Source organism: Streptomyces sp. SPB162 (assembly GCF_029504575.1).
Classification (GTDB): domain Bacteria; phylum Actinomycetota; class Actinomycetes; order Streptomycetales; family Streptomycetaceae; genus Actinacidiphila.
In genome coordinates this window covers 4,890,859-4,913,120 of the sequence record NZ_JAQFII010000001.1, presented here as the reverse complement: position 1 = coordinate 4,913,120, position 22,262 = coordinate 4,890,859, and the positions used below count along the sequence as shown (strand labels likewise).

23 protein-coding genes are annotated in these 22,262 nt (G+C 71.4%); 9 read left to right on the top strand and 14 right to left on the bottom strand.

Annotated features, from left to right (window positions below):
• Positions 1–26: 26 nt before the first annotated feature.
• The gene (locus M2266_RS22610; protein ID WP_277439815.1) at positions 27–317 is read right to left on the bottom strand and encodes a hypothetical protein; all 291 of its coding nucleotides are present in this window, start codon (positions 315–317) and stop codon (positions 27–29) included.
• Positions 318–534: 217 nt separating this feature from the next.
• The gene (mca, locus tag M2266_RS22605) at positions 535–1,407 is read right to left on the bottom strand and encodes a mycothiol conjugate amidase Mca (RefSeq protein WP_277439814.1); all 873 of its coding nucleotides are present in this window, start codon (positions 1,405–1,407) and stop codon (positions 535–537) included.
• Between the two features lie 115 nt (positions 1,408–1,522).
• On the opposite strand from mca, the gene M2266_RS22600 reads away from it, so the two are divergent.
• The gene (locus M2266_RS22600; protein WP_277439813.1) at positions 1,523–1,933 is read left to right on the top strand and encodes a DUF4307 domain-containing protein; all 411 of its coding nucleotides are present in this window, start codon (positions 1,523–1,525) and stop codon (positions 1,931–1,933) included.
• A gap of 178 nt (positions 1,934–2,111) precedes the next feature.
• Complete coding sequence (gene greA, locus M2266_RS22595) at positions 2,112–2,609, top strand: transcription elongation factor GreA (protein ID WP_277439812.1); 498 nt, start codon at positions 2,112–2,114, stop codon at positions 2,607–2,609.
• 171 nt (positions 2,610–2,780) lie between these two features.
• Here greA and M2266_RS22590 read toward each other — a convergent pair whose 3' ends face one another.
• The 3 genes from M2266_RS22590 to ilvA all read right to left on the bottom strand — a co-directional run bounded on the left by M2266_RS22590 (position 2,781) and on the right by ilvA (position 6,053).
• A complete protein-coding gene (locus M2266_RS22590) occupies positions 2,781–3,575 on the bottom strand; it encodes an ABC transporter permease (RefSeq protein ID WP_277441308.1) in 795 nt (264 codons plus the stop codon).
• A gap of 59 nt (positions 3,576–3,634) precedes the next feature.
• Positions 3,635–4,603 carry an ATP-binding cassette domain-containing protein gene (locus M2266_RS22585; protein WP_277439811.1) on the bottom strand — a complete coding sequence of 323 codons (969 nt, stop codon included), beginning with the start codon at positions 4,601–4,603 and terminating at the stop codon, positions 3,635–3,637.
• Between the two features lie 223 nt (positions 4,604–4,826).
• Complete coding sequence (gene ilvA / locus M2266_RS22580; protein ID WP_277439810.1) at positions 4,827–6,053, bottom strand: threonine ammonia-lyase; 1,227 nt, start codon at positions 6,051–6,053, stop codon at positions 4,827–4,829.
• 132 nt (positions 6,054–6,185) lie between these two features.
• On the opposite strand from ilvA, the gene M2266_RS22575 reads away from it, so the two are divergent.
• From M2266_RS22575 to M2266_RS22565, 3 genes are all read left to right on the top strand, one after another.
• Complete coding sequence (locus tag M2266_RS22575) at positions 6,186–6,707, top strand: MarR family transcriptional regulator (protein ID WP_277439809.1); 522 nt, start codon at positions 6,186–6,188, stop codon at positions 6,705–6,707.
• Positions 6,708–6,980: 273 nt separating this feature from the next.
• Positions 6,981–7,577, top strand: a complete 597-nt coding sequence (locus M2266_RS22570; RefSeq protein WP_277439808.1) for a sigma factor-like helix-turn-helix DNA-binding protein — start codon at positions 6,981–6,983, stop codon at positions 7,575–7,577.
• Positions 7,574–7,822, top strand: coding sequence for a hypothetical protein (locus tag M2266_RS22565; protein WP_277439807.1), 249 nt, complete (start codon positions 7,574–7,576; stop codon positions 7,820–7,822). Before M2266_RS22570 ends, M2266_RS22565 begins: the two co-directional genes overlap by 4 nt.
• A gap of 31 nt (positions 7,823–7,853) precedes the next feature.
• On the opposite strand, the gene M2266_RS22560 is transcribed toward M2266_RS22565, so the two are convergent.
• Positions 7,854–9,017 (bottom strand): cystathionine gamma-synthase, encoded by a 1,164-nt coding sequence (locus M2266_RS22560; RefSeq protein WP_277439806.1) that lies wholly within the window; start codon positions 9,015–9,017, stop codon positions 7,854–7,856.
• Positions 9,018–9,170: 153 nt separating this feature from the next.
• Here M2266_RS22560 and msrA point away from each other — a divergent pair, with 153 nt between their 5' ends.
• The gene (gene msrA / locus M2266_RS22555) at positions 9,171–9,863 is read left to right on the top strand and encodes a peptide-methionine (S)-S-oxide reductase MsrA (RefSeq protein ID WP_277439805.1); all 693 of its coding nucleotides are present in this window, start codon (positions 9,171–9,173) and stop codon (positions 9,861–9,863) included.
• A gap of 42 nt (positions 9,864–9,905) precedes the next feature.
• On the opposite strand, the gene M2266_RS22550 is transcribed toward msrA, so the two are convergent.
• From M2266_RS22550 to xylA, 4 genes are all read right to left on the bottom strand, one after another.
• Complete coding sequence (locus M2266_RS22550) at positions 9,906–10,223, bottom strand: LPXTG cell wall anchor domain-containing protein (protein ID WP_277439804.1); 318 nt, start codon at positions 10,221–10,223, stop codon at positions 9,906–9,908.
• 67 nt (positions 10,224–10,290) lie between these two features.
• Complete coding sequence (locus tag M2266_RS22545; protein WP_277439803.1) at positions 10,291–10,977, bottom strand: ABC transporter ATP-binding protein; 687 nt, start codon at positions 10,975–10,977, stop codon at positions 10,291–10,293.
• 31 nt (positions 10,978–11,008) lie between these two features.
• On the bottom strand, positions 11,009–12,448 hold the full coding sequence (locus M2266_RS22540; protein ID WP_277439802.1) for an ABC transporter permease: 1,440 nt from the start codon (positions 12,446–12,448) through the stop codon (positions 11,009–11,011).
• A gap of 166 nt (positions 12,449–12,614) precedes the next feature.
• A complete protein-coding gene (gene xylA / locus M2266_RS22535; protein ID WP_277439801.1) occupies positions 12,615–13,784 on the bottom strand; it encodes a xylose isomerase in 1,170 nt (389 codons plus the stop codon).
• Positions 13,785–13,861: 77 nt separating this feature from the next.
• Here xylA and xylB point away from each other — a divergent pair, with 77 nt between their 5' ends.
• Positions 13,862–15,265, top strand: a complete 1,404-nt coding sequence (xylB, locus tag M2266_RS22530; RefSeq protein ID WP_277439800.1) for a xylulokinase — start codon at positions 13,862–13,864, stop codon at positions 15,263–15,265.
• An 85-nt stretch (positions 15,266–15,350) separates the two neighbouring features.
• Positions 15,351–16,541 carry an ROK family transcriptional regulator gene (locus M2266_RS22525; protein ID WP_277439799.1) on the top strand — a complete coding sequence of 397 codons (1,191 nt, stop codon included), beginning with the start codon at positions 15,351–15,353 and terminating at the stop codon, positions 16,539–16,541.
• Positions 16,542–16,912: 371 nt separating this feature from the next.
• Here M2266_RS22525 and M2266_RS22520 read toward each other — a convergent pair whose 3' ends face one another.
• Positions 16,913–18,208 carry an Ig-like domain-containing protein gene (locus M2266_RS22520; protein ID WP_277441307.1) on the bottom strand — a complete coding sequence of 432 codons (1,296 nt, stop codon included), beginning with the start codon at positions 18,206–18,208 and terminating at the stop codon, positions 16,913–16,915.
• Between the two features lie 252 nt (positions 18,209–18,460).
• On the bottom strand, positions 18,461–18,829 hold the full coding sequence (locus tag M2266_RS22515; RefSeq protein WP_277439798.1) for a hypothetical protein: 369 nt from the start codon (positions 18,827–18,829) through the stop codon (positions 18,461–18,463).
• 101 nt (positions 18,830–18,930) lie between these two features.
• Between M2266_RS22515 and M2266_RS22510 the strand changes: the two genes are divergently transcribed.
• Positions 18,931–19,227 carry a hypothetical protein gene (locus M2266_RS22510; protein WP_277439797.1) on the top strand — a complete coding sequence of 99 codons (297 nt, stop codon included), beginning with the start codon at positions 18,931–18,933 and terminating at the stop codon, positions 19,225–19,227.
• Positions 19,228–19,335: 108 nt separating this feature from the next.
• Here M2266_RS22510 and hutH read toward each other — a convergent pair whose 3' ends face one another.
• Both hutH and M2266_RS22500 read right to left on the bottom strand, forming a co-directional pair.
• Complete coding sequence (hutH, locus tag M2266_RS22505) at positions 19,336–20,889, bottom strand: histidine ammonia-lyase (RefSeq protein ID WP_277441306.1); 1,554 nt, start codon at positions 20,887–20,889, stop codon at positions 19,336–19,338.
• 137 nt (positions 20,890–21,026) lie between these two features.
• Positions 21,027–22,181: a sensor domain-containing diguanylate cyclase gene (locus tag M2266_RS22500; RefSeq protein ID WP_277439796.1), complete on the bottom strand. Its 1,155-nt coding sequence runs from the start codon at positions 22,179–22,181 to the stop codon at positions 21,027–21,029.
• Between the last annotated feature and the right edge of the window lie 81 nt (positions 22,182–22,262).

Genomic DNA, 22,262 nt, shown 5'->3' with positions numbered 1-22,262 from the left:
GCCGGCCCGACCGGTGCCCCGGCGCGCTACGAAGTCTGGTTGTCCTGGGCGGCGGCCTGGGCGGCCTGGGCCGCCTGCGCTTCCCGGTGCGCCCGCAGACCCCGCGACGGCTTCGGGGCCGCCGTCGCCCCGGCGGGGTCCGGGGCCTCCTCGAAGTCGATCTTCTTGAACTGCTTGCCCATGTTCTTCATCAGCGCCCACAGCGACAGCGCGATCGCCGCGAAGATCACAAAGCCGATGAGGCCGGGCGTCACCTTGTTGTTGTCCAGCTCCTGAGCGAGCGGGACGTACTGGGTCAGTGCGTGGGAGGCAATCACGGTACCCATTGTGCGCTAGGCCGTGTCTGACACATACCGGCGTCCGCCCGGAGGGCGGGGCCCGGGGCGTCTGGTGCGTGCGATCGCACGGCGGAGGGTCGCCCCTGTACTGGACGTACCGGGGCGGGCCCGACAACTGGGGGCCCCTCCCAGCGGTAGCTGGGGGAGAGCGCGCGTGCCAGGCGTCCCGGGCCAGGCGGGATCTGTCAGACACGGCCTAGAGGGTGCGGATGCCCGCGAAGAGGTCGTCCTCGGGCAGTGAGGTGTCCACGAGAGAACGGGCGAGCTCGTAGTCCTCAGTCGGCCAGACCTCCTGCTGGATCTCCATGGGGACGTGGAACCAGGGGCCGTCCGGGTCAATCTGCGTGGCGTGCGCGAGCAGCGCCTTGTCGCGGATCTCGAAGAAGTCGGCGCAGGGCACGTGGGTGCTGATCTGCCGCTCGGGACGGTCGAACTCCTTCCAGCGCTCCAGCCACTCCGCGTACGGGGACTCCAGACCGCGGGAGAGCAGCGCCTCGTGCATGGCGACGGTGCGGGCCCGGTTGAAGCCCTGGTTGTAGTAGAGCTTCTGCGGCGTCCACGGCTCGCCGGCCTCGGGGTAGCGCTCCGGGTCGCCCGCCGCCTCGAAGGCGACCATGGAGATCTTGTGGGTCATGATGTGGTCGGGGTGCGGGTAGCCGCCGTTCTCGTCGTAGGTGGTGATCACCTGCGGCTTGAACTCACGGATCAGCTTCACCAGGGCCCCGGCGGCCTCCTCCACGTCCTGTACGGCGAAACAGCCGTCGGGCAGCGGGGGCAGCGGGTCGCCCTCGGGGAGGCCGGAGTCGACGAAGCCGAGCCAGGACTGCTTGACGCCCAGGATCTCGCGGGCCTCGTCCATCTCCTTGGCACGGACCTCGTGGATGTGCTCCTCGATGTAGGGGTCACCCTGGAGCTTGGGGTTGAGCACCGAACCGCGTTCTCCGCCGGTGCAGGTGGCGACCAGTACGTCCACCCCCTCGGACACGTACTTGGCCATGGTGGCCGCACCCTTGCTCGACTCGTCGTCGGGGTGGGCGTGGACGGCCATCAGTCGCAGCTGCTCAGTCAAGGCTGGATCCTCTAGTCATCGGTAGTGGCCCCCTCGTTCCATGTAAAGGGCGCCTCCTATAGTGACCGAAGCGAGGGGGCAATAAATTCCATGTCCCCCACCGGAAGGAACGATCATGGCTGCGGTGCGCGAGGGGCTGCCCGAAGGGCGCTACGGACGCGGCGCCGACGCACGGGCCGACCGGCGACTGAAGATCATCGGCCTGGTGCTGGGCGTGCTGGCACTGGGTGGGGTCGGCTGGTTCGGCTGGCACTCGGTCGCGAGCACCGACGTGAGCGGCGAGGTCATCAAGTCCCGCGCCGTCTCCGACCAGGCCGTGGAGATCCATCTGGAGGTCCGCAAGGGCGCCGGAACGGTCGCCGTGTGCACCCTGCGCTCGGTGGACGAGGACCACACCGAGGTGGGGCGCATGGACGTGACCCTGCGCGACCACAAGAAGCAGGTCGACACCGTCGTCACCATGCGGACCACCCACCGCGGGCAGACCGCCGAGCTGCTCGGCTGCAAGCCGGCGGACCAGGGCTGACCTGCCGCGACGGCATACTGACTCATACACCGACCGGAACACCGGCTCGTACACCGACTTACCCCCTGACGATTTCCCGCTGCCGTGCGGCTGCCGGAATTGTTAGGCTCCAGGTTTCGCCCCGCCACGCGATGGCAAGGCGCTTTGACGCAGTCCCATGTACCTACGAGGAGCACCAGTGACCCAGACCAGCGAGAGCGTCACCTGGCTGACCCAGGAGGCGTACGACCAGCTGAAGGCCGAGCTGGAGTACCTGTCGGGTCCGGCACGCGCTCTGATCATCGCCAAGATCGAGGAAGCCCGTCAGGAGGGCGACCTCAAGGAGAACGCCGGGTACCACGCGGCGCGCGAGGATCAGGGCAAGCAGGAACTGCGGGTCCGCCAGCTGACCCAGCTGCTGGAGCGTGCCAAGGTCGGCGAGGCGCCGGAGGACACCGGCGTGGTCGCTCCCGGCATGGTCGTGACGATCGCCTTCGACGGCGACCCGGACGACACCATGACCTTCCTGGTGGGCTCGCGTGAGTACGTGAGCGACACCCTGGAGACGTTCTCGCCGCAGTCGCCGCTGGGCAAGGGCGTCAGTGGCAAGAAGGCCGGCGAGAACGCCGTCTACGAGCTGCCGAACGGCAAGAAGTCCTCCGTGAAGATCCTCTCGGTCAAGCCGCACCGGGGCTGACCTTCCGTACGTGTACGCAGAACGGGCTCCCCGCCGTGGGTACGGCGGGGAGCCCGTTCTCGCGTCAGGCGACCGGTCGGATCAAGCCGTCGCGAACGCTCAGGCCGACGCGTCCGCTCAGACCGGCACGAACGCTCAGGCCGGCACGTCCGCTCAGACCGGCGCGCACGCTCAGGCCGTCGCCGAGCGGTACTTGCGCACCGCCAGGGTGCGGAACACCACGAGGATCAGGACGGACCAGATCAGCGACGCCCACACGGCGTGCTGCATCGGCCAGGCGCCGGACTGCGAGACGCCCGGATTGCCGAACAGCTGCCGGCAGGCCTGCACCGTGGCGCTGAACGGGTTCCACTCGGCGATGTGGCGCAGCCAGGGCGTCATGTTGCTCGTGTCCGCGAAGGCGTTGGAAATGAACGTCACGGGGAACAGCCAGATCAGGCCGCCGGAGGTGGCCGCCTCCGGGGTGCGGACCGACAGGCCGATCAGCGCGCCGATCCAGGAGAAGGCGTACCCCAGCAGGAGCAGCAGCCCGAAGGCACCGAGCATCTTGAGGATGCCCTCGTGGACGCGCCAGCCGACGATCAGGGCGACGACGGCCAGCACGACGACGGTCAGCGTCGTCTGCACCAGGTCGGCGAGGGTACGGCCGGTCAGGACCGCGCCCCGCGCCATGGGCAGGGACCGGAAGCGGTCGATGAGGCCCTTGTTCATGTCGTCGGCGATGCCCGCGCCGGCGCCCGCCGTGGCGAAGGTGACGGTCTGGGCGAAGATGCCCGCCATCAGGAATTCCTTGTAGGTGTTGGCGTCGGTGCTGCCGCCGACCTTCATGGAGCCGCCGAAGACGTAGGTGAAGAGCACCACGAACATGATCGGCTGGATCAGCCCGAAGATGATCATCTCCGGGATCCGGGTCATCCGGATCAGGTTGCGCTTGGCGATGACCAGCGAGTCCCGGACGGACTGCATGATCCCGCCGCCCGGCCTGGGGACCAGCGTGCTCGGGGCGGTTGCTTCGGTGGTTGCCATCACTTGCCCTCCTCTTCAGGTGCGGCGACCTCGGCCTCGTGGCCGGTCAGCGAGAGGAACACGTCGTCCAGCGTCGGGCGGCGCAGCCCGATGTCGTCGATCTCGATGCCCCGGGCGTCGAGATCGCGGATGACCTCGGCGAGCAGCTTGGCACCGCCGTCGACCGGGACGGTGATCCGCCGGGTGTGCTCCTCGGTCTTGGTGTCGCCCTTGCCGAGGCCGCGCAGGACGTCCTCCGCCTCAGGGATCCGTTCCCGCTCGTGGACGACGACCTCGACGCGTTCGCCGCCGGTCTGCGCCTTGAGCTGGTCGGAGGTGCCGCGGGCGATGACCTTGCCGTGGTCGATCACGCAGATGTCGTGCGCGAGCTGGTCGGCCTCTTCGAGGTACTGGGTGGTCAGCAGCAGGGTCGTGCCGCCGGCCACCAGGTCCTGGATGACCTCCCACATGACCTGGCGGTTTCGCGGGTCCAGCCCCGTCGTGGGCTCGTCCATGAACATCACGGGCGGCTTGACGACGAGCGCGGCGGCGAGGTCGAGGCGGCGGCGCATACCGCCGGAGTACGTCTTGGCGGGCCGGTCGGCCGCGTCCCCGAGGTTGAAACGCTCCAACAGTTCGGCCGCGCGGAGCTTCGCGTCGCGGCTCTTCATCTGGTAGAGCTGGCCGACCATCTGCAGGTTCTCACGGCCGGTCAGATACTCGTCGACCGCCGCGAACTGGCCGGACAGGCCGATCTGGTGGCGGACTTCGTTCGGGTGCTTGAGCACGTCGATACCGGCCACGACGGCGGTGCCGCTGTCCGGTTTGAGCAGGGTGGTAAGCACCCTTACGGCAGTGGTCTTGCCGGCGCCGTTCGGGCCCAGCAGTCCCAGGACCGTGCCTTCCGGGACGTCGAAATCCACTCCGTCCAATGCCCGTACGTCACCGAAGGTCTTGACCAGACCTTCCGCGTAGATCGCGCCTGGCATGTGACTACTCCCAATCCGGGGATAGGTCTCTGTGTGTCGATGATCGCGGGGCTCGCGGGCGTCCGCGAACCGCATGGCCGACGTCAGGAGCCCGCACACATGGCGTCCGAACGCGACACATCGCGAGCATGGCGCATGCGATATATCGCGTCAAGACCGGGACCCCCGGAATCTTCGAGTACCGGCCCGAAGCTGTCCTTCGGACACCGGCTCGAAGCAGGAGTCAGATGACCACGTACCCAGCACCCAGCAACGCGGCCTCGACCGCCTCGCAGTGCTCCGGCCCCTTGGTCTCCAGATGGAGCTCGACCTCCGCCTCCGTGAGTCCGAGCCGGGGATCGGTCCGTACGTGGCTCACGTCCAGGACGTTAGCGTCCGCCTCTGACAACACCGCCAGAAGCGTCGCGAGGGCGCCCGGACGATCCGTCACCCGCAGCCGCAGCGACAGATAGCGTCCCGCCGCCGCCATGCCGTGCCGAAGGATCCGCTGCATCAGCAGCGGGTCCACGTTCCCGCCGGACAGCACCGCCACCACCGGGCCCTCGAAGGACTCCGGATCCGACAGCAGCGCCGCCACCGGGCTCGCCCCCGCTGGTTCCACGACCATCTTCGCCCGCTCCAGGCACAGCAGCAGCGCGCTGGAGAGGGCGTCCTCGGAAACCGTACGGACTTCGTCGACCAGTTCGCGAATGATTTTGAAGGGGATGTCCCCCGGCCTGCCGACCATGATCCCGTCGGCCATCGTCGCCACCGCGTCCAGCGCCACCGGCCGGCCGGCCGCCAGCGAGGGCGGATACGCCGCCGCGCCCGCCGCCTGCACGCCGATCACCTTCACGTCGGGACGCAGCGCCTTCACCGCCAGTGCGACCCCCGCGGCGAAGCCGCCGCCGCCGATGCCGACCAGGATCGTCCGCACCTCGGGGCACTGCTCCAGGATCTCCAGGCCGACCGTGCCCTGACCCGCGATGATGTCCGGGTGGTCGAAGGGGTGGATGAAGACCGCGCCGGTCTCCTCCGCGTACGCCTTGGCGGCGCGCAGCGTCTCGTCCACCACCTGTCCGTGCATCCGCACCTCCGCCCCGTAGTCGCGGGTCGCCGCGATCTTCGGCAGCGGTGCGCCCACCGGCATGAAGACCGTGGAGCGGACACCGAGCAGCGACGCGGCCAGCGCGACCCCCTGCGCATGGTTCCCGGCGCTCGCCGCGACGACCCCGGCGGAACGTTCCTCCTGCGTCAGGCCGGCGATCCGCACATACGCTCCGCGCACCTTGAACGAGCCGGTGCGCTGCAGGTTCTCGCATTTCAGATGCACCGGGGAGCCGACGAGACCGGTCAGGTACCGGCTGCCCTCCATCGGGGTCACCCGGGCCACCCCTGACAGCATCTTGTGCGCCCCGCGCACGTCGTCGAGCGTGATCGGGTGCTGTACTGCGGGCGCCGCTCTGTCCATGCGCCCAGTCTTCCAGCTCCCGTCCCACATCACCGCCGGACCCTGGTTTGTGCGGGATGGGTCTCACGGTGACCCGCTCCGCGTACTCTTCTCCCAACCTCCGCGAGACCGACAGAACGCGAGCTTCCGGCCATGCCCAATCCATCGGAGACGCCCTCCTCTCCCCCCCTCGACGAGGAGGGGCCCACCGAACTCTTCGAGCGACTCCAGCACGAGGTCGCCCTCTTCGCCCGGCGCGCGGAACAGACCCGCCTGGGCGGTGTGGGCAAGGCCCGCAACTCCATGGACCGGGCCGCGTACCTGCTGCTCAACCGGCTCGACCGCGAAGGCCCGATGGGCGTCAAGGCGCTCGCGGAGGGCATGGGCATCGACTCCTCCACCGTCACCCGCCAGGTGGCCCCGCTCGTCGACACCGGCCTGGTCAAGCGCACCTCGCACCCCGAGGACGGCCGCGCCGTCGTGCTCGCCCTCTCGCCGCGCGGCCTGGGTCGGCTCGAGGAGGTGCGCAGCTCGCGCAAGCAGCTGATGGCCCAGGTCACGGAGGATTGGAGCGAGGACGAGCGGGCGGTTTTCTGCGATCTGCTCGGGCGCTTCAACCTGGCGCTGTCGGAGTGGCACGCGACGACGGTGCAGTCGGGTCCGTCGGACGAGTAGGCGGTGCGCGAGCGGACGGGTAGGCGCCGTTTCGGCCCGACGAGTCGGCGTTGCGCGAGCGGACGGTAGGCGCCGTTTCGGCCCGACGAGTCGGCGTTGCGCGAGCGGACGGTGGGCACTGCTTGATCCGACGAGTAGGCGGTGCGCGGTCGGGCTGGTAGGCGTCGTTCGATCCGGTGGCTGCCCGGCGCCGCCGCGCCCCCCGGCGGCGGCGCGCACCCCGCACACGCAGGGCCCTTGACCTGAACCGCCTGCTGGGAGTCCACTGGCGGCGTGGGCACGCGCCGGGCGGCAGCGGAGTACCAACGGGACGTCGAGTTTCAGGCGTTCACCGCAGGAGCGGCGGGACGGCTCCTACACGCCGCCACCCTGCTCACCGGTGACCCGGCCGCCGCCGAGAAACTGCTGGTCACCGTCCTGGCGCACACGTACGCGAACTGGTTCCGGACGCGTTCCGACGACCCGTACGACCAGGCCCGCACCGAGCTCGTACGACGCTTCGCGTACCGGCCGTGGTGGCGCCGCCCACACGGCGGGGCCCTGGACCGGCTCACCGCCCAGGAACGGCTGGTGGTCGTTCTGCGGCTCTTCGAGGGCGTCGCGGAGGAACAGGCCGCGGCGCAGCTGGGCCTGCCCGTCGAGCGCGTACGGTCCATCTGCAACCGTGCCACGGCGACCCTGCGCAGCCGCCCCGCGCGGACCCCCGCGCGGTCGGTGACCGAGGCCCGCGCGGCGGCGGAGAAGGCGCGCGCGAGGCCGCCGGAGAGTCCGGCGGGGAGGCCGCGGGGAAGCGCGTCGGGCACCCCGGCCGGGAGCCCGCCGGGCGGCGATCCGACCAGCGCGGACGAGATCCGGGGAGCCGCGTCATGATCCCCCCGGACCGCAAGGAGGAGGAGGTCCGCCGGCTCCTCGACACCCCGCACCCGTACGTCCCCGCCGAACTGGCCGAGCGGGCCGCCGAGCGCGGCCGCCGCATCCTGCGGCGGCGGCGCGCCGTGCACCGGCTGCTGTGGCTGCTGCTGCTCGCGGCGATCGTGGCGGGGCTGGTCTTCGCGGTGCTGGAGTGGCCCGACCCGCAGCCGCTCGACACGACGCCGCCGGTGGACACCTGGTAGCGGCGCCACCAGGTGTCCAGAATGACGGCTGTCAGCCGAGTGCCTGCGTGAGGTCCGCCAGCAGGTCGTCGATCGACTCGATGCCCACCGAGAGCCGGACGAGGTCCGCCGGGACCTCCAGGGCGGAGCCCGCCACCGAGGCGTGCGTCATCCGGCCCGGGTGCTCGATCAGCGACTCGACGCCACCCAGCGACTCACCCAGCGTGAACAGACCGGCACGGTTGCAGACCGCGACGGCCGCCTCCTCGCCGCCGTTCACCTGGAAGGAGATCATTCCGCCGAAGGCCTTCATCTGCTTCGCCGCGATCTCGTGCCCCGGGTGCTCGGGCAGCCCCGGGTACAGCACCCGCGACACCTTCGGGTGCGACTGGAGCATCTCCGCGATCCGGGAAGCGTTCGCGCTGTGCCGGTCCATCCGCACCGCCAGCGTCTTGACGCCGCGCATCACCAGCCAGGCGTCGAACGGGCCGGCGATCGCGCCCATCGCGTTCTGGTGGTAGGCCAGCTCCTCGCCGAGCGCCGCGTCAGCGGCCACCAGCGCGCCGCCGACGACGTCGGAGTGCCCGCCCATGTACTTCGTGGTCGAGTGCAGGACGACATCCGCGCCGAGCGCGATCGGCTGCTGCAGGTACGGGCTCGCGAACGTGTTGTCCACCACCAGCCGCACGCCGGTGCCGGCGCCGCGGGCGATCTCCGCCAGCGCCGCGATGTCCGTGATGCCGAGCAGCGGGTTGGACGGGGTCTCCACCCAGATCGCCTTGGTGTTCGGCCGCAGCTGCGCCCGCACGGCGGCCGGGTCGGACGTGTTCGCCACCGACCACTGGACGCCCCAGCGCTCGACGACCTTGGCGAAGAGGCGGAACGTGCCGCCGTACGCGTCGTTCGGGATCACCACGTGGTCGCCGGGCGACAGGATGGTGCGCAGCAGGCAGTCCTCCGCCGCGAGCCCGGACGCGAACGCCAGCCCGCGCCGCCCGGCCTCCAGCGCCGCGAGGTTCTCCTCCAGCGCGGACCTGGTCGGGTTGGCGGAGCGGCTGTACTCATAGCCACCGCGGAGCCCGCCCACTCCGTCCTGCTTGTACGTGGACACCTGGTAGATCGGCGTCACCACCGCGCCGGTCTGCGCGTCGGCAGCCTGACCGGCGTGGATCGCGAGGGTTTCGAAATTCTGGTGCTGCTGGTCGTGGTCGCTCATTCCGCCGAGCCTAGTCGCCAGAACCGGGCAATCGTTTGGTCCGAGCGGTCAATGGCCACATGGCGTCGCACGAAGGACGCAACGGGCACGGAATCCTGCGGCCCGCCCGGACGTTCCCTGGTAGCGAGCCCGACCCCGGAGGAGTTAACCCCCATGTTCCTGAACCGCCACAAGAACCACCTGCCCTCCGCCGAAGAGGCCCTCAGGGGCCGCACGGAGCCGGAATTCGACGTGCCCGCGCGCCACACCGTGCTGGGCAAGCAGCTGACCGGCCCGTACCCCGCCGATCTGGCGGTCGTGGACTTCGGGATGGGGTGTTTCTGGGGAGCCGAGCGCAAGTTCTGGCAGACCCCGGGCGTGTGGACGACCCTCGTCGGCTACCAGGGCGGCCACACCCCGAACCCCAGCTACGAAGAGGTCTGCAGCGGTCTCACCGCCCACACCGAGGCGGTCCGCGTGGTCTACGACCCCGCGCTGGTGTCCTTCGCCGAGCTGCTGAAGGTCTTCTGGGAGTCCCACAACCCCACCCAGGGCAACCGCCAGGGCAACGACTCGGGCACCCAGTACCGCTCCGCCGTCTACACCCACACCCCCGACCAGCTGACCGGCGCCCAGGCCTCCCGCGACGCCTACCAGCAGATCCTCACCAAGGCCGGCTACGGCGACATCACCACGGAAATCCTCCCGGCCGGCCCCTTCTACCCCGCCGAGCCCTACCACCAGCAGTACCTCGACAAGAACCCCGACGGCTACTGCGGCATCGGCGGCACGGGCGTGAACTTGGACTCCCCCTCGGAGACCAACTGGGGCCGGTCCTGCCCGACCGGTATCGCCGCCGCCGAGTGAAAGCGCCGGGGGCGTGGGCAGGTCCCATGCCCACGGCGGGTGTCAGGCGTTGTTGCGGCGGCGGATGAGCAGGAAGAGGCCGGCGCCGAGGGCGAGGGCCAGGGCCGCGGAGGTGGCGATCAGGCCGGTGCCGTCGCTGCCGGTGTGGGCGAGGTCGCCGGTGGGCGGGGTCGCGGCCGGAGTGGTGGACGGGGACGCGGACGGGGAAGCCGCGGGAGCGGCACCGGTGGTGCCGGCCGTGGTGCCGCCCTTACCGCCCGTGCCGCCGTTACCGCCCGCGGACCCGCCGCCCGTGGAGCCGCCGCGCTGCCGGCGCTCGGAGCGGGTGCCGCCTTCGTGACGCGCCGCCGGGCGGCTCATCGCTTGATGCCGCGGCGTCAGCGCGGCCCCGGCTCCGAATCCGCCACCGGGGCCGGGGCAGCGCCGCTCACGTTGCCGGGACCCGTTCCGTCACCGTGACGCGGCCCTTGCGGATGGTGGCCAGACGGGGGGCGCGTTTGGCGATGGCGGAGTCGTGGGTGACCAGGATGAAGGTCAGGCCGTGTTCCTTCCAGAGGCCTTCCAGGAGGCCCATGATGTCGTCGCGGGTGGCCTCGTCGAGGTTGCCGGTGGGCTCGTCTGCGAGGAGGACCTTGGGCTTCTTCACGAGTGCGCGGGCGATGGCGACGCGCTGCTGCTGACCGCCGGAGAGCTCCGACGGCAGGTGGTTCAGGCGCTCTTCGAGCCCGACGGACTCCAGTGCCTCGACGGCGAGGCGGCGGCGTTCCGCGGGCTTGACGCCCAGCGGGACGAGGGCGGTCTCGACGTTCTCCTGGGCGGTGAGCGTCGGGATGAGGTTGAAGCTCTGGAAGATGAAGCCGATGTTCTCGGCGCGCAGCTTCGTGAGCTTGGCCTCGCCGAGCTTGGCGAGGTCGACGCCGTCGAACTCCACCGAGCCCTCGGTCGGGCGGTCCAGGGCGCCGAGCATCTGCAGCAGGGTGGACTTGCCCCCGCCGGTGGGGCCCTGGATGACGAGCTGGTCGCCGTCCTCGATGGTGAGGTCGACAGCCCGCAGGGCCTCGACGGTGTCCTTGGCGCGCTGGTAGCGCTTGGTGACGCCGGTCAGCTGGTACATGGTGAACTCCCGAAATGGCTGAGGCGGTTGGCTATTCGACGCGGCGCAGGGCGTCCGCCGGGCGGAGCCTGGAGGCGCGCCAGCCGCCGAAGGTGCCGGCGATGAGGCCGCCGGCGACGGCGAGGCCGACCGCCAGGGCGATGGTGCCGAGGCTGACGGGAGCGGTCAGCGCGATGTCGAGCGCCTTCGTCGCGCTCCGCCGTCCGGGCCCTCCGCCGAAGCCGCCGCGGTCACCGCCGCCGCCACCCGAGGCGACCGACGCGGTCAGCGTCGGGCTGATGGCGGTGATCAGGTACGCGCCGCCGAGGCCGAGCGCGATCCCGAGGACGCCGCCGATGAGGCCGTTGACCAGGGCTTCGCCCATCACCTGGCCGGTGACCCGGCGGCTCTTCCAGCCGAGCGCCTTGAGCGTGCCGAACTCACGCACCCGCCTGCTGACGGCGGAGGAGGTGAGCAGTCCCGCGACCAGGAACGCGGCGATCAGCACGGCGATGGAGAGCCACTTGCCGAGGTTCGTCGCCAGGTCGGAGGCGGTGGAGAGGGAACCGGAGACCGTGGAGGCGAGGTCGGCGGAGGTGGTGACGGTCGTGCCGGGGACGTTCTTCTGGATCGCGGACTTGACGCCGTCGATCTGCTGCGAGTCCGTGGCCTTCACGTAGACCGTGGTGACCTTGTCCTTGGCGTCGGCCAGCGTCTGAGCCTGCGTCAGCGGGATGTAGACGTTGGCGGCGGAGTCGCCGCTGTCGGCGGTCGCGATGCCGATGACCTTGTACTTGACGGCCTTGATGGTGAGCGTGCCGCCGACCGCGAGCTTGTTCTCCTTGGCGTAGGAGCTGTCGAGGACGGCGACGGCGGTGTTGGACTGCGCTGTCGTGAAGGACACGCCCGAGGTGATTTTCGAGGAGGTCAGCGGCCCGAGTGTGGGCTTGGAGACGTCCACGCCGTAGACCGAGTAGTTGTTGACGTCGAACTGCGCGCCGCCGCCCTGCACCTCACCCGGCGGCTGCGTACCGCCGGTACCGCGCCGGCCGCCGGTGCTCTGGCCCTGCTTGAACTGGCCCCGGTCGAACTGACCGCTGACCTTCAGCACCCGCAGGCTCAACCCGCCGACCGCGTCGTCGACGCCCTTCTGGCCGGTGACCTGGGTGACGACCGAGGCGGGCAGCGACTGGAAGCCCTGCACCATCACCCGGTCGCTGCTCTGCTCCTTGGAACCGTCGGTGGCACCGAAGTTGAACTTCGGACGCTCGGCGGCCCCGGTACTGCCCTGCGCGGCGGCGGCCTTGGTGACCGTCATGTCGGTCCCGAGTCCGTACAGGGACTGCAGGACCTTCCCCTGTGCCACCCGCATCCCGGCCGAGGCCGAGGTGACGGTGATGACCAGCCCGATGCCGAGGGCCAGACCCAACGCGATGACGAGCGCCGCTTTTCTGCGACGCCGCAGTTCGCGCCTGAGATATGTGAAGAACATGCGATTCCTCGCCGTTGCCACCCCGGCCGGGATGCGGGGGGATGAATGGGGTCGGCGGGAGTACGAGTGGGTCTTGCGAGGCCCCTCGTACTCCCGCTGCGGCGTCACGGTAGGAATCAGCGGTGATGAACGGGTGAGGTGCGGCTGAGAGCCTGATGAGAAATGTTCAGCGGGCGCCGAGCAGGTGGTCCATCGCCAGCTGGTCGAGCTGCTCGAACGCCATCCCCTTCACGGCCGCCGCCTCGACGTCGAACTCCTCGAACGCCGACCGGTCCGCGAGCAGGTCGGCGAGCGACTCGCCCTCTCCCAGCGTCGGTTGGGCCAGCTCGTCGAGCCGGGAGGCCCGGAGCGCCTCCTGGACGGCCGGGTCGGCGCGGAACGCGGCGGCGCGCTCCTTGAGCAGCAGGTAGTTGCGCATGCAGCCCTCGGCCGACGCCCAGACGCCGTCGAAGTCCTCGGTACGCGGCGGCTTGAAGTCGAAGTGCCGGGGCCCTTCGTAGCCGGCGGTCTCCAACAGGTCGACGAGCCAGAACGCGTCGCGCAGGTTGCCCGCGCCGAAGCGCAGGTCCTGGTCGTACTTGATGCCGGTCTGGCCGTTGAGGTCGATGTGGAAGAGCTTCTTGTGCCACAGCGCCTGCGCGATGCCGTGCGTGAAGTTGAGTCCCGCCATCTGCTCGTGGCCGGTCTCGGGGTTCACCCCGACCATCTCCGGGTGCTCCAACTCGTTGATGAAGGCGAGCGCGTGGCCGACGGTCGGCAGCAGGATGTCGCCGCGCGGCTCGTTCGGCTTGGGCTCCACGGCGAACCGCAGGTCGTACCCCTGCGCCAGCACGTACTCGCCAAGCAGGTCGAACGCCTCCTTCATCCGGTCCAGCGCGACCCGGACGTCCTTCGCCGCCCCGGACTCCGCGCCTTCCCGGCCGCCCCAGGCGACGTAGACCTGCGCGCCCAGCTCGACGGCGAGATCGATGTTGCGGACCGTCTTGCGCAGCGCGTACCGCCGGACGTCGCGGTCGTTGGACGTGAAGGCGCCGTCCTTGAAGACCGGGTGCGTGAAGAGGTTGGTGGTGGCCATGGGCACCACCAGGCCGGTCGCGTCCAGGGCCTGCCGGAAGCGCTTGATGTGCGCCTCGCGCTCGACCTCGGTGGCGCCGAACGGGATGAGGTCGTCGTCGTGGAACGTCACGCCGTACGCGCCCAGCTCGGCGAGGCGGGTGACGGACTCGACCGGGTCGAGGGCGGGACGCGTGGCGTCCCCGAACGGGTCGCGGCCCTGCCAGCCGACCGTCCAGAGGCCGAATGTGAACTTGTGCTCGGGGGTGGGGGTGAGACTCATGGCGCCTGCTCCTATTCGTAAGACCGTTAAACAAATTAGTATGCGGAAGCCGCGATGGGAAGAGAGAGGGTCGTTTCATGGAATCAACGGTCGTGATCGGGGTGGACAGCTCCACCCAGTCGACGAAGGCGCTGGCGGTCCGCGTGGACACCGGCGAGGTGCTGGCGCGCGCCCGAGCGCCGCACGCGGTCAGCGGGGGCGGGAGACGGGAAACACACCCGGAGGTCTGGTGGCAGGCCCTGATCAGCACCCTCACCGAGTTGCGGGCCCAGGTGGCGGCGGCCCCCGGAGCCATTTCCATCGGCGGGCAGCAGCACGGCCTGATCACCCTCGACGCGTCCGGCGCGCCACTGCGCCCGGCCCTCCTCTGGAACGACGTGCGATCAGCGCCCCACGCCGCGGCGCTCGTCACGCGCTTCGGCGCGAAGCACTGGGCGGAGCGCTTCGGCTCGGTACCCGGCGCCGCCTTCACCGTCGCGAAATGGGCCTGGCTGCGCGAGAACGAGGCGGCCGTCACCGCCGCGACGGCGGGCGTGCGCCTGCCGCACGACTTTCTCACCGAACGGCTGACGGGCCAGGCGGTCACGGACCGCGGCGACGCCTCGGGCACGGGCTGGTGGGCCTCGGACACCGAGACCTACGACAACGACGTCCTCACCGCCGTCGGCCTCGACGAGGCACTCCTCCCCCGCGTGCTGGCGCCCGGCGAGGCAGCGGGCACGACGCTCCCGGGCCTGCCCCTCCCCGCCGGCATCCCGGTCGCCTCCGGCACCGGCGACAACGCGGCAGCCGCCCTGGGCCTCGGCCTGGCCCCCGGCCGGGCAGCACTCAGCCTGGGCACCTCGGGGACCGTCTACACCCCCTCGGTCAACCGCCCCGCCGACCCCACGGGCACGGTCGCGGGCTTCGCGGGAGCACACGGTGGCTGGCTCCCGCTCGCCTGCACGCTGAACTGCACACAGGCTGTGGACAAGATCGCGCAGCTCCTCGGCAGCACGCGGGAGGCGGTCGAGCCCAACACGACGATCACCCTCCTCCCCTTCCTCGACGGCGAGCGCACCCCCAACCTCCCGAGCGCCTCGGGAACCCTCACCGGCCTGCGCCACGACACCACCCCCGGCCAGATCCTCCAGGCCGCCTACGACGGCGCCACGTACACCCTCCTCGCCGCCCTGGACCTGGTCCTGGCGGTCGACGACCGGCCCTCCGACGAGCCCCTCCTCCTGATCGGCGGCGGCGCCCGCGGCACCGCCTGGCGGCAGACCGTCCGGCGGCTCTCCGGACGCGCGGTCCAGATCCCCGACGCCGACGACCTCGTCGCCCTCGGCGCGGCGGCCCAGGCAGCGTCGCTCCTCACCGGCGAAACTCCCACCGCGATCGCCACCCGCTGGGGCACCACGGCGGGCCCGGTCTACGATCCGATCGAACGCGACGACGCTGCGCTGGCAGATCTGGCCGCGGCACTGAACGCCACGACCTGACGCAGCGGCCACGACGACCCGAGCCCCCGCCGGGTGGCGTGAACCGGAGGGCCCGGCCCCCGACCCCCACGAAGAACGGAGCCCCGTGACCAACGGAACCGGCCCCCAGGCCGCCCTCCGCCGCCGCAACCTGTCGGCGGTGCTGCACGCCGTAGCCACCGGCGACAAGTCCCGGGCAGCGGTCGCCGCCGAGGTCGGCCTCACGCGGGCCACGGTCTCGACGCTGGTCGACGACCTCATCGCGGCGGGCCTCGTCACGGAGCTCGGCGCGCAGCGCCCCGGCACCGTGGGCCGCCCCGGCACCGCCCTCGCGCTCAGCGCGCGCGGCCCCGCCGGGATCGGCGCCGAGGTGGGCGTGGACCACCTCGCGGCGTGCGTGGTGGACCTGCGCGGCACCGTGCGGGCCCGGGCGACGGTGGAGGCCCGCAACCGCGGCCGGGCCGCGGCGCGGACGCTCGGCGAGCTGGAGGAGCTCGTGCGGCAGGTGACGGAGGAGGCGGTGGCACTGGGGCTGCGCCCGGCCGGGCTGACCGTCGCGGTCCCCGGCCTGGTGGGCCGCGACCAGCACACGGTGCTGCGGGCGCCGAACCTCGGCTGGAAGGACGAGCGCACCACGCTCACGGTCGAGAACGAGGCGAACCTGGGCGCCCTGGCGGAACTGTGGCTGAGCGGTGGCAGGGACACGGCCTCCGACAACGCCGCAGACGCCCCGGCCGCCCGGACCCCCCTCACCGACTTCATCCACGTCTCGGCGGAGATCGGCATCGGCGCGGCCCTCGTCGTCAACGGCGGCCTCTTCCGCGGAGCGCGCGGTTTCGCGGGCGAGCTCGGGCACGTCCCGGTCTACCCCGACGGCCCGCGCTGCTCGTGCGGGGCGCGCGGCTGTTTGGAGCAGTACGCGGGTGAGGAGGCGGTGCTGCGCGCCGCGGGCATCGCCCCGGAGCTGCCGGGGCGCCTCAAGGCGCTGCGCACGGCGGCGGCGGACGACGACGCGCGCGCGCTGGCGGCCCTGGAGGCCGCCGGCCGGGCGCTCGGCATCGCGCTGAGCGGCGCCGTGAACCTGCTCGACCCGCAGGCCGTGGTCCTCGGCGGCCCCCTCTCCGAGCTGGCCCCCTGGCTCCTGCCCGGTGTGCGACGGGAGCTGGGCGAACGCGTCACGGGAGGCGGCGCACTGGTGGTCGAGTCCCGGCTGGGCCGGGACGGCGTCCTCCTGGGCGCCGCGTACAGCGCGATCCGCGCGGTCCTGGACGACCCGTCGGAGTGGACAACTCGCTAGGCCGTGTCTGACACATCCCGCCTGGCCCGGGACGCCTGGCACGCGCGCTCTCCCCCAGCTACCGCTGGGAGGGGCCCCCAGTTGTCGGGCCCGCCCCGGTACGTCCAGTACAGGGGCGACCCTCCGCCGTGCGATCGCACGCACCAGACGCCCCGGGCCCCGCCCTCCGGGCGGACACCGGTATGTGTCTGACACGGCCCAGTGCTCTGGCCGGTCGCCGGCCGCATTCGCCGGAAACCCGGACGGGCGCGGTGCGCCGTCGCCCGCGCGGCGACGAACCCCCCGAAGCCCGACCGCGGGTCAGAGCGCCGTCGCCCGCGGTGGCAGAGCCTCCGGGCCCGCAGGGCCCGGCCCCGGAGGCCGACCGCAGGTCAGGACGTGGCGGCGCCCGACGCCGACCCCGCGGTCCACGCGCTCCACGTCATGTTCCACCCGTTCAGACCGTTGTCCGGCGAGACCGTCCTGTCGGGGGAGTTCTTCATGACGACGACGTCGCCGATCAGCGAGTTGTTGTAGAACCAGGCGCCCAGCGTGTCCGGGTCCTTGGCGCCCTTCGTGTCGCTGATGCCTATGCAGCCGTGGCTGGTGTTGGCCGAGCCGAAGATGGACTTGTCGCCCCAGTAGTTGCCGTGGATGAACGTGCCCGAGGAGCTCAGCCGCATGGCGTGCGGGACGTCGGGGATGTCGTACTCCCCCGCGAAGCCGACCGAATCGCCGTTCATGCGCGTCTGCGTGTACTTCTCGGAGATCACCATCCGACCGTTGTAGGTCGGGTGGTCGGCCGAGCCGGCGGAGATCGGGATGGTCTTGACCGTCTTGCCGTCGCGGACGACCGTCATGGTCTTGGTGTCGGCGTCGACCGTCGAGACCTGGGACCGGCCGACGGTGAAGTCGACGTCCTTGTTCTGGACGCCGTAGACGCCGGCGGAGCCCTCGACGCCGTCGAGCTTCAGCTTGACGGAGACGTTCGACCCGGCCTTCCAGTACTCCTGCGGACGGAAGTCCAGCCGCGTGGAGTCGAACCAGTGGCCCACGACCGTCTGGCCGCTGCTGGACGCCACCTTGATCGCGGACTCGACGGCCTTCTTGTTGGTGACGGCCTTGTCGAACTTGATCGACACCGGCATGCCGACACCGACCGTGGAGCCGTCCTCCGGCGTGAAGTAGCCGATGAAGCTGTTGCTCGCGGAGACCGTGCCGAAGCTGGAGGTCTCGGTGACGGTGCGGCCCTTCGCGTCCTGCGCGGTGGCCGCGACCTTGTACTTCTTGCCGCGGGCGAGGGATGCGTCGGGCTTCCAGCTCAGGCCGTCGGCGGCTATCGCGCCCTTGACGGCCTGGCCGCTCACGACCTCGGTCACGGCGACCGCGGTGAGCTTGCCCTCGGTCACGGCGACCTTGGTGCCGCTGGCGATGCTCGCGTTGGTGGTCCCCGTCTTCGGGGTGATGACTATCTTCGCGTCCGAGGCGTCCTTGGCGGCCGCCGCGTCGACCTCCGCCTGCGTCTTGCCCTTGTCCGTCGCGGCGCCGCCGCCCTTGTCCGTGCCGCCGCCGCACGCGGTGAGCGCGACCGCACCGCCGAGCACGACCGCGACGGCCGCCAGGCCGGTGCGCCGCCTGCGCCGCGAGCGCACGGGCCGATCGGGCGTCGTGCCGTCGGCGGGCTCGATGGCGGGGCCGGTGCCGGTGTCGGGCGACTTCACACAAATCTCCAATGCCTGTGGCGCTCGTTCCCAACCCGCGTCCCCGCGGGCGACGGATCCGGACGAGATGGATCCGGAAACGAGCCTCATCCATAACCAGAGGAACACGGACAGCAGGGGGTCCGTTCCGTTTGTCCGGAAAGTGTGTCGAGGCCCACGTGCGGAACCCCGGGCCGCGAACAGCCCGGGGTCGAGGAATAAGTGCAGTTCAGACGGCTATCAGACCGTGGGGGCCTCCTCCGCGTCCTCCTCGGCGGCATCGTCGTCGTCGTACATGTCCCACTCCTCGGATTCGGGGTCGTACTCGGTGTGCGCGCAGGACCACGACGCCTGCACGAGTTCGATCCCGGGGACCGACGTGACCAGGTCGAACGGGTCGATGAGGTAGGCCAGGGCCTCGGACTCGTCCTGCTTGACGGCCGCCTCGGCGTGCGTCCGCTCCTCGGCGGGCATCTCGGCGTCGGAGGCGATGTGCTCCAGCGCGGCGGCGGTCATTTCCTGCTCTCCGGTGACCTCGAGAACGAGCTCGACCTGGAGTCGTACATAGCGCGGGCCGCTCTCGCCACGGGGAATCTCAGTAGTGCTCATGCGACGGAGCGTAAACGCCCGAGCGCCGGCTTCCCACCAGGCACACCAGGTCACTAACATCGGCGTCTCCGGTCAAGTCGCCGCACCCAATGGGGGATCCGTTGACCTCGCCTCTGGCTTCTCCGCGCCCGTTCGTCGCCGCCGCCGCGGCCTCCGTACTGGCAGCGCTCTACTTCGTGCCGTCCGCCACCGCCAGTCCGGAGCCCGCACCTGCTTCGCAGGTCAGGCCGCACTCGGCAGCGTCAGGCCCGACGACGTCGACGACCGGGACGCTGCGTCTCGCGGCCACCGGCACGGTGCACAACACGCCGTATCTGATCGGCGGGGCCGCGTTCCTCGTCGGCGGCGCGGGAATGGTGCTGAACGCCGGCCGCCGTTCCCGTGCGCAGGCGCTCTGACGCACGGAGGGACGCGCACCCGCCGGGTGCGCGCCCCTCCACCGTCGTCACGCTCAGCAGCCGACCGCGGCTACCGGCCCGGCCACGGTCCCCCTCGCTGATGTGGCGTCAGGCCAGCGGCCCCGTCACGGATTCGGCCGCCTCGATGAGCTTTCCGGCCCGGACGAACGCGTAAGCGGCCTCCAGGTCGGGTGACAGGAAGCGGTCGGGGCCGACGCCGTCGATGCCCGCCTCACGGACCGCCGCCACGATCGCCCGGGTCGCCGGGGCGGGACGCAGGCCGTCAGCGGTGAGCTTCTCGCGCATCTCGATGGCGCGGGTCGCGGCGAACAGCTCGACCGCGATGATCCGCGCCAGGTTGTCGATCGCGGTACGCAGCTTGCGGGCCGCGGACCAGCCCATCGAGACGTGGTCCTCCTGCATCGCGGATGACGGGATGGAGTCCACGGACGCCGGCACCGCCAGCCGCTTCAGCTCGCTGACCAGCGCGGCCTGCGTGTACTGAGCGATCATCAGGCCGGAGTCCACGCCCGGGTCGTCGGCGAGGAACGCCGGCAGCCCGTGCGACCGCGACTTGTCGAGCAGCCGGTCGGTGCGCCGCTCGGCGATGCTGCCGAGGTCGGCGGCGGCGATCGCCAGGAAGTCCAGGACGTACGCCACGGGAGCGCCGTGGAAGTTGCCGTTGGACTCCACGCGGCCGTCGGGCAGCACCACGGGGTTGTCGACGGCGGAGATCAGCTCGCGGTCGGCCACCAGGCGGGCGTGCGCCAGGGTGTCCCGGCCGGCGCCGGCGACCTGCGGTGCGCAGCGGATCGAGTAGGCGTCCTGCACGCGCGGGGCGTCGTCCTGATGGTGGCCGGTGAAGCCGGAGCCCTCCAGCACGCGGCGCATGTTCTCGGCGCTCGCCGCCTGGCCCGGGTGCGGGCGGATGGCGTGCAGCTCGGGCGCCAGGACGCGCTCGGTGCCGAGCAGCGCCTCCAGCGAAAGCGCGGCGGTGATGTCGGCGGCGGTGAACAGCTGCGCGAGGTCCGCGCACGCCATCACCAGCATGCCGAGCATGCCGTCGGTGCCGTTGATGAGGGCGAGGCCCTCCTTCTCCCGCAGCTCCACCGGTTCGATGCCGGCCTCGGCGAGCAGTTCGCCGGCCGGGCGAATCGTTCCGTCAGGGCCCTCGGCCACGCCTTCGCCCATCAGCACCTGCGCGCAGTGGGCCAGGGGGGCGAGGTCGCCGGAGCAGCCGAGCGAGCCGTACTCGTGCACGACGGGGGTGATCCCGGCGTTCAGGATCGCCGCCATCGTCTCGGCGACGACCGGACGCACGCCGGTGCGGCCGGACGCGAGCGTCTTCAGCCGCAGGAACATCAGGCCGCGCACGACCTCGCGCTCGACGCTCGGGCCCATGCCGGCGGCGTGCGAACGCACCAGGGAGCGCTGCAGCTGGGCACGCAGCTCCGGGCTGATGTGGCGGACGGCCAGCGCGCCGAAGCCCGTGGACACGCCGTAGACCGGCTCGGGCTTGGCCGCCAGTGCCTCGATGACCTGCCGCGACGCGGCGATCCCGGTCAGTGCCTGCTGCGACAGTTCCACCTTGGCGCTGCCGCGAGCCACGGCCAGGACGTCGTCCGCGCTCGCGCCGTCGGCGCCGATGACCACGTTATGCATATTCATATTCACGCACCCTAGAGAGTGAATCGCCGCCTGTCACTCCTTACCTTCGCAGGCAGCTCCGTCGGCGATCTTCACGGGCCCTCCACCACGACCGCTCGTGGCCGGGCACAGCCCGCCCGAACGCGCATTCGTCAGGACCGGCGCCCCCCGCGGATCCGTCGCCGTTCCCCCTCCGGCGCGGGCGGCTGGTCCGCGAGGCGGACCACGGGGTCGTCCGGGCCGCCGCGCCCCGCCACGACCGGCGTGGTCGAGCGCAGCGCCTTGGCCCGGTACTGGGCGGCGTCCGCGAGGCGGAAGAGCCGCCGGGCGGTGCGCACGGGCCCGATCGGGTCGCCCGTCGAGGCGACCCCGCAGGCGACGCCCTCGCCCACCTCCAGCTCGGCGGCCCGCCGGCACAGCTCGTCCGCCGCGCCCACCACCTCGTCCGCGCTCTGGCCGACCGCGACGATGCAGAACTCGTCGCCGCCGAGCCGGGCCGCCAGGCTTCCCGGGAGCAGGGCCCCGCACAGCGACAGGACGGAGCCGAAACGTTCGAGCAGCCGGTCCCCGACCGCGTGCCCGAGCCGGTCGTTCACCTTCTTCAGACCGTTCAGATCGCAGACCACCAGGCTCACCACGGCATCCGACACCCGGTGCAGCTCCAGCGCCTCGTCGAGCCGGACATCGACCGCGCGCCGGTTCCCGAGCCCGGTCAGCGGGTCGGAGAAGGCCAGCCGCTGCACCTCGGCGAGCCGCTCCGTCTGCGAGATCCCCGCCGCGATCACGGCGGCCAGCACCGTGGCGAAGTCCGCGTCCGCCCGGTCGAAGACCGGCTCGCCCGCGCCACGCGCCACGTACAGCTCTCCCCAGGCGCGCCCGTGCAGCACGATGGGCGCCACGACGCAGCAGCCGCGCCCGCGCCGCCGCAGGGCGGCGACCCGCTGGTGGCAGTAGGCGCCCGGCCCCTGCGGCACGCCGTCCGCCGTCTCGACCCAGGCGTGCGGCTCCCCGCCGCCGGCCCACTTCCCGTGCAGGAACTCGACGATCTCCGGGAAGTCGTTCACGGGGTAGGTCTCGTCCTGCGGTTCCGGATCCTCGCCCGGCGCCAGGTCGCCGTCGTTGACGAGCACCCTGAGCTGGCCAGAGCCCCGCTCCCACGACGACAGTGCCGCGAAGGAGCCGCCCATCGCGCAGCGCGCCTTGGCGGCGGCAGCCCGTACCGCCTCGCGCGGGTCCTGAGCGGCCGCCATCGCCTGCGCCAGCTCCACGACCGCTCGCAGCCGTCGATCGGCCGTCCCGTCACCCATCCCACCAGGTTAAGAACAAATGTCGCCCTTGGGGCTGTTTGACTACTCCTTCAACCGATTTCCCGTTTGTCCATGCTTCCG

Coding starts and splice junctions, on each gene's coding strand:
- M2266_RS22585 (WP_277439811.1), bottom strand. CDS start 4,603: ATGCCAGGCGCGATCTACGCGGAAGGTCTGGTCAAGACCTTCGGTGAC.
- msrA (WP_277439805.1), top strand. CDS start 9,171: ATGTTCCTGAACCGCCACAAGAACCACCTGCCCTCCGCCGAAGAGGCC.
- xylA (WP_277439801.1), bottom strand. CDS start 13,784: ATGAGTCTCACCCCCACCCCCGAGCACAAGTTCACATTCGGCCTCTGG.
- M2266_RS22600 (WP_277439813.1), top strand. CDS start 1,523: ATGGCTGCGGTGCGCGAGGGGCTGCCCGAAGGGCGCTACGGACGCGGC.
- ilvA (WP_277439810.1), bottom strand. CDS start 6,053: ATGGACAGAGCGGCGCCCGCAGTACAGCACCCGATCACGCTCGACGAC.
- M2266_RS22560 (WP_277439806.1), bottom strand. CDS start 9,017: ATGAGCGACCACGACCAGCAGCACCAGAATTTCGAAACCCTCGCGATC.
- M2266_RS22545 (WP_277439803.1), bottom strand. CDS start 10,977: ATGTACCAGCTGACCGGCGTCACCAAGCGCTACCAGCGCGCCAAGGAC.
- M2266_RS22550 (WP_277439804.1), bottom strand. CDS start 10,223: ATGAGCCGCCCGGCGGCGCGTCACGAAGGCGGCACCCGCTCCGAGCGC.
- hutH (WP_277441306.1), bottom strand. CDS start 20,889: ATGCATAACGTGGTCATCGGCGCCGACGGCGCGAGCGCGGACGACGTC.
- M2266_RS22590 (WP_277441308.1), bottom strand. CDS start 3,575: ATGCAGTCCGTCCGGGACTCGCTGGTCATCGCCAAGCGCAACCTGATC.
- M2266_RS22565 (WP_277439807.1), top strand. CDS start 7,574: ATGATCCCCCCGGACCGCAAGGAGGAGGAGGTCCGCCGGCTCCTCGAC.
- xylB (WP_277439800.1), top strand. CDS start 13,862: ATGGAATCAACGGTCGTGATCGGGGTGGACAGCTCCACCCAGTCGACG.
- M2266_RS22500 (WP_277439796.1), bottom strand. CDS start 22,181: ATGGGTGACGGGACGGCCGATCGACGGCTGCGAGCGGTCGTGGAGCTG.
- M2266_RS22575 (WP_277439809.1), top strand. CDS start 6,186: ATGCCCAATCCATCGGAGACGCCCTCCTCTCCCCCCCTCGACGAGGAG.
- M2266_RS22540 (WP_277439802.1), bottom strand. CDS start 12,448: ATGTTCTTCACATATCTCAGGCGCGAACTGCGGCGTCGCAGAAAAGCG.
- M2266_RS22515 (WP_277439798.1), bottom strand. CDS start 18,829: ATGAGCACTACTGAGATTCCCCGTGGCGAGAGCGGCCCGCGCTATGTA.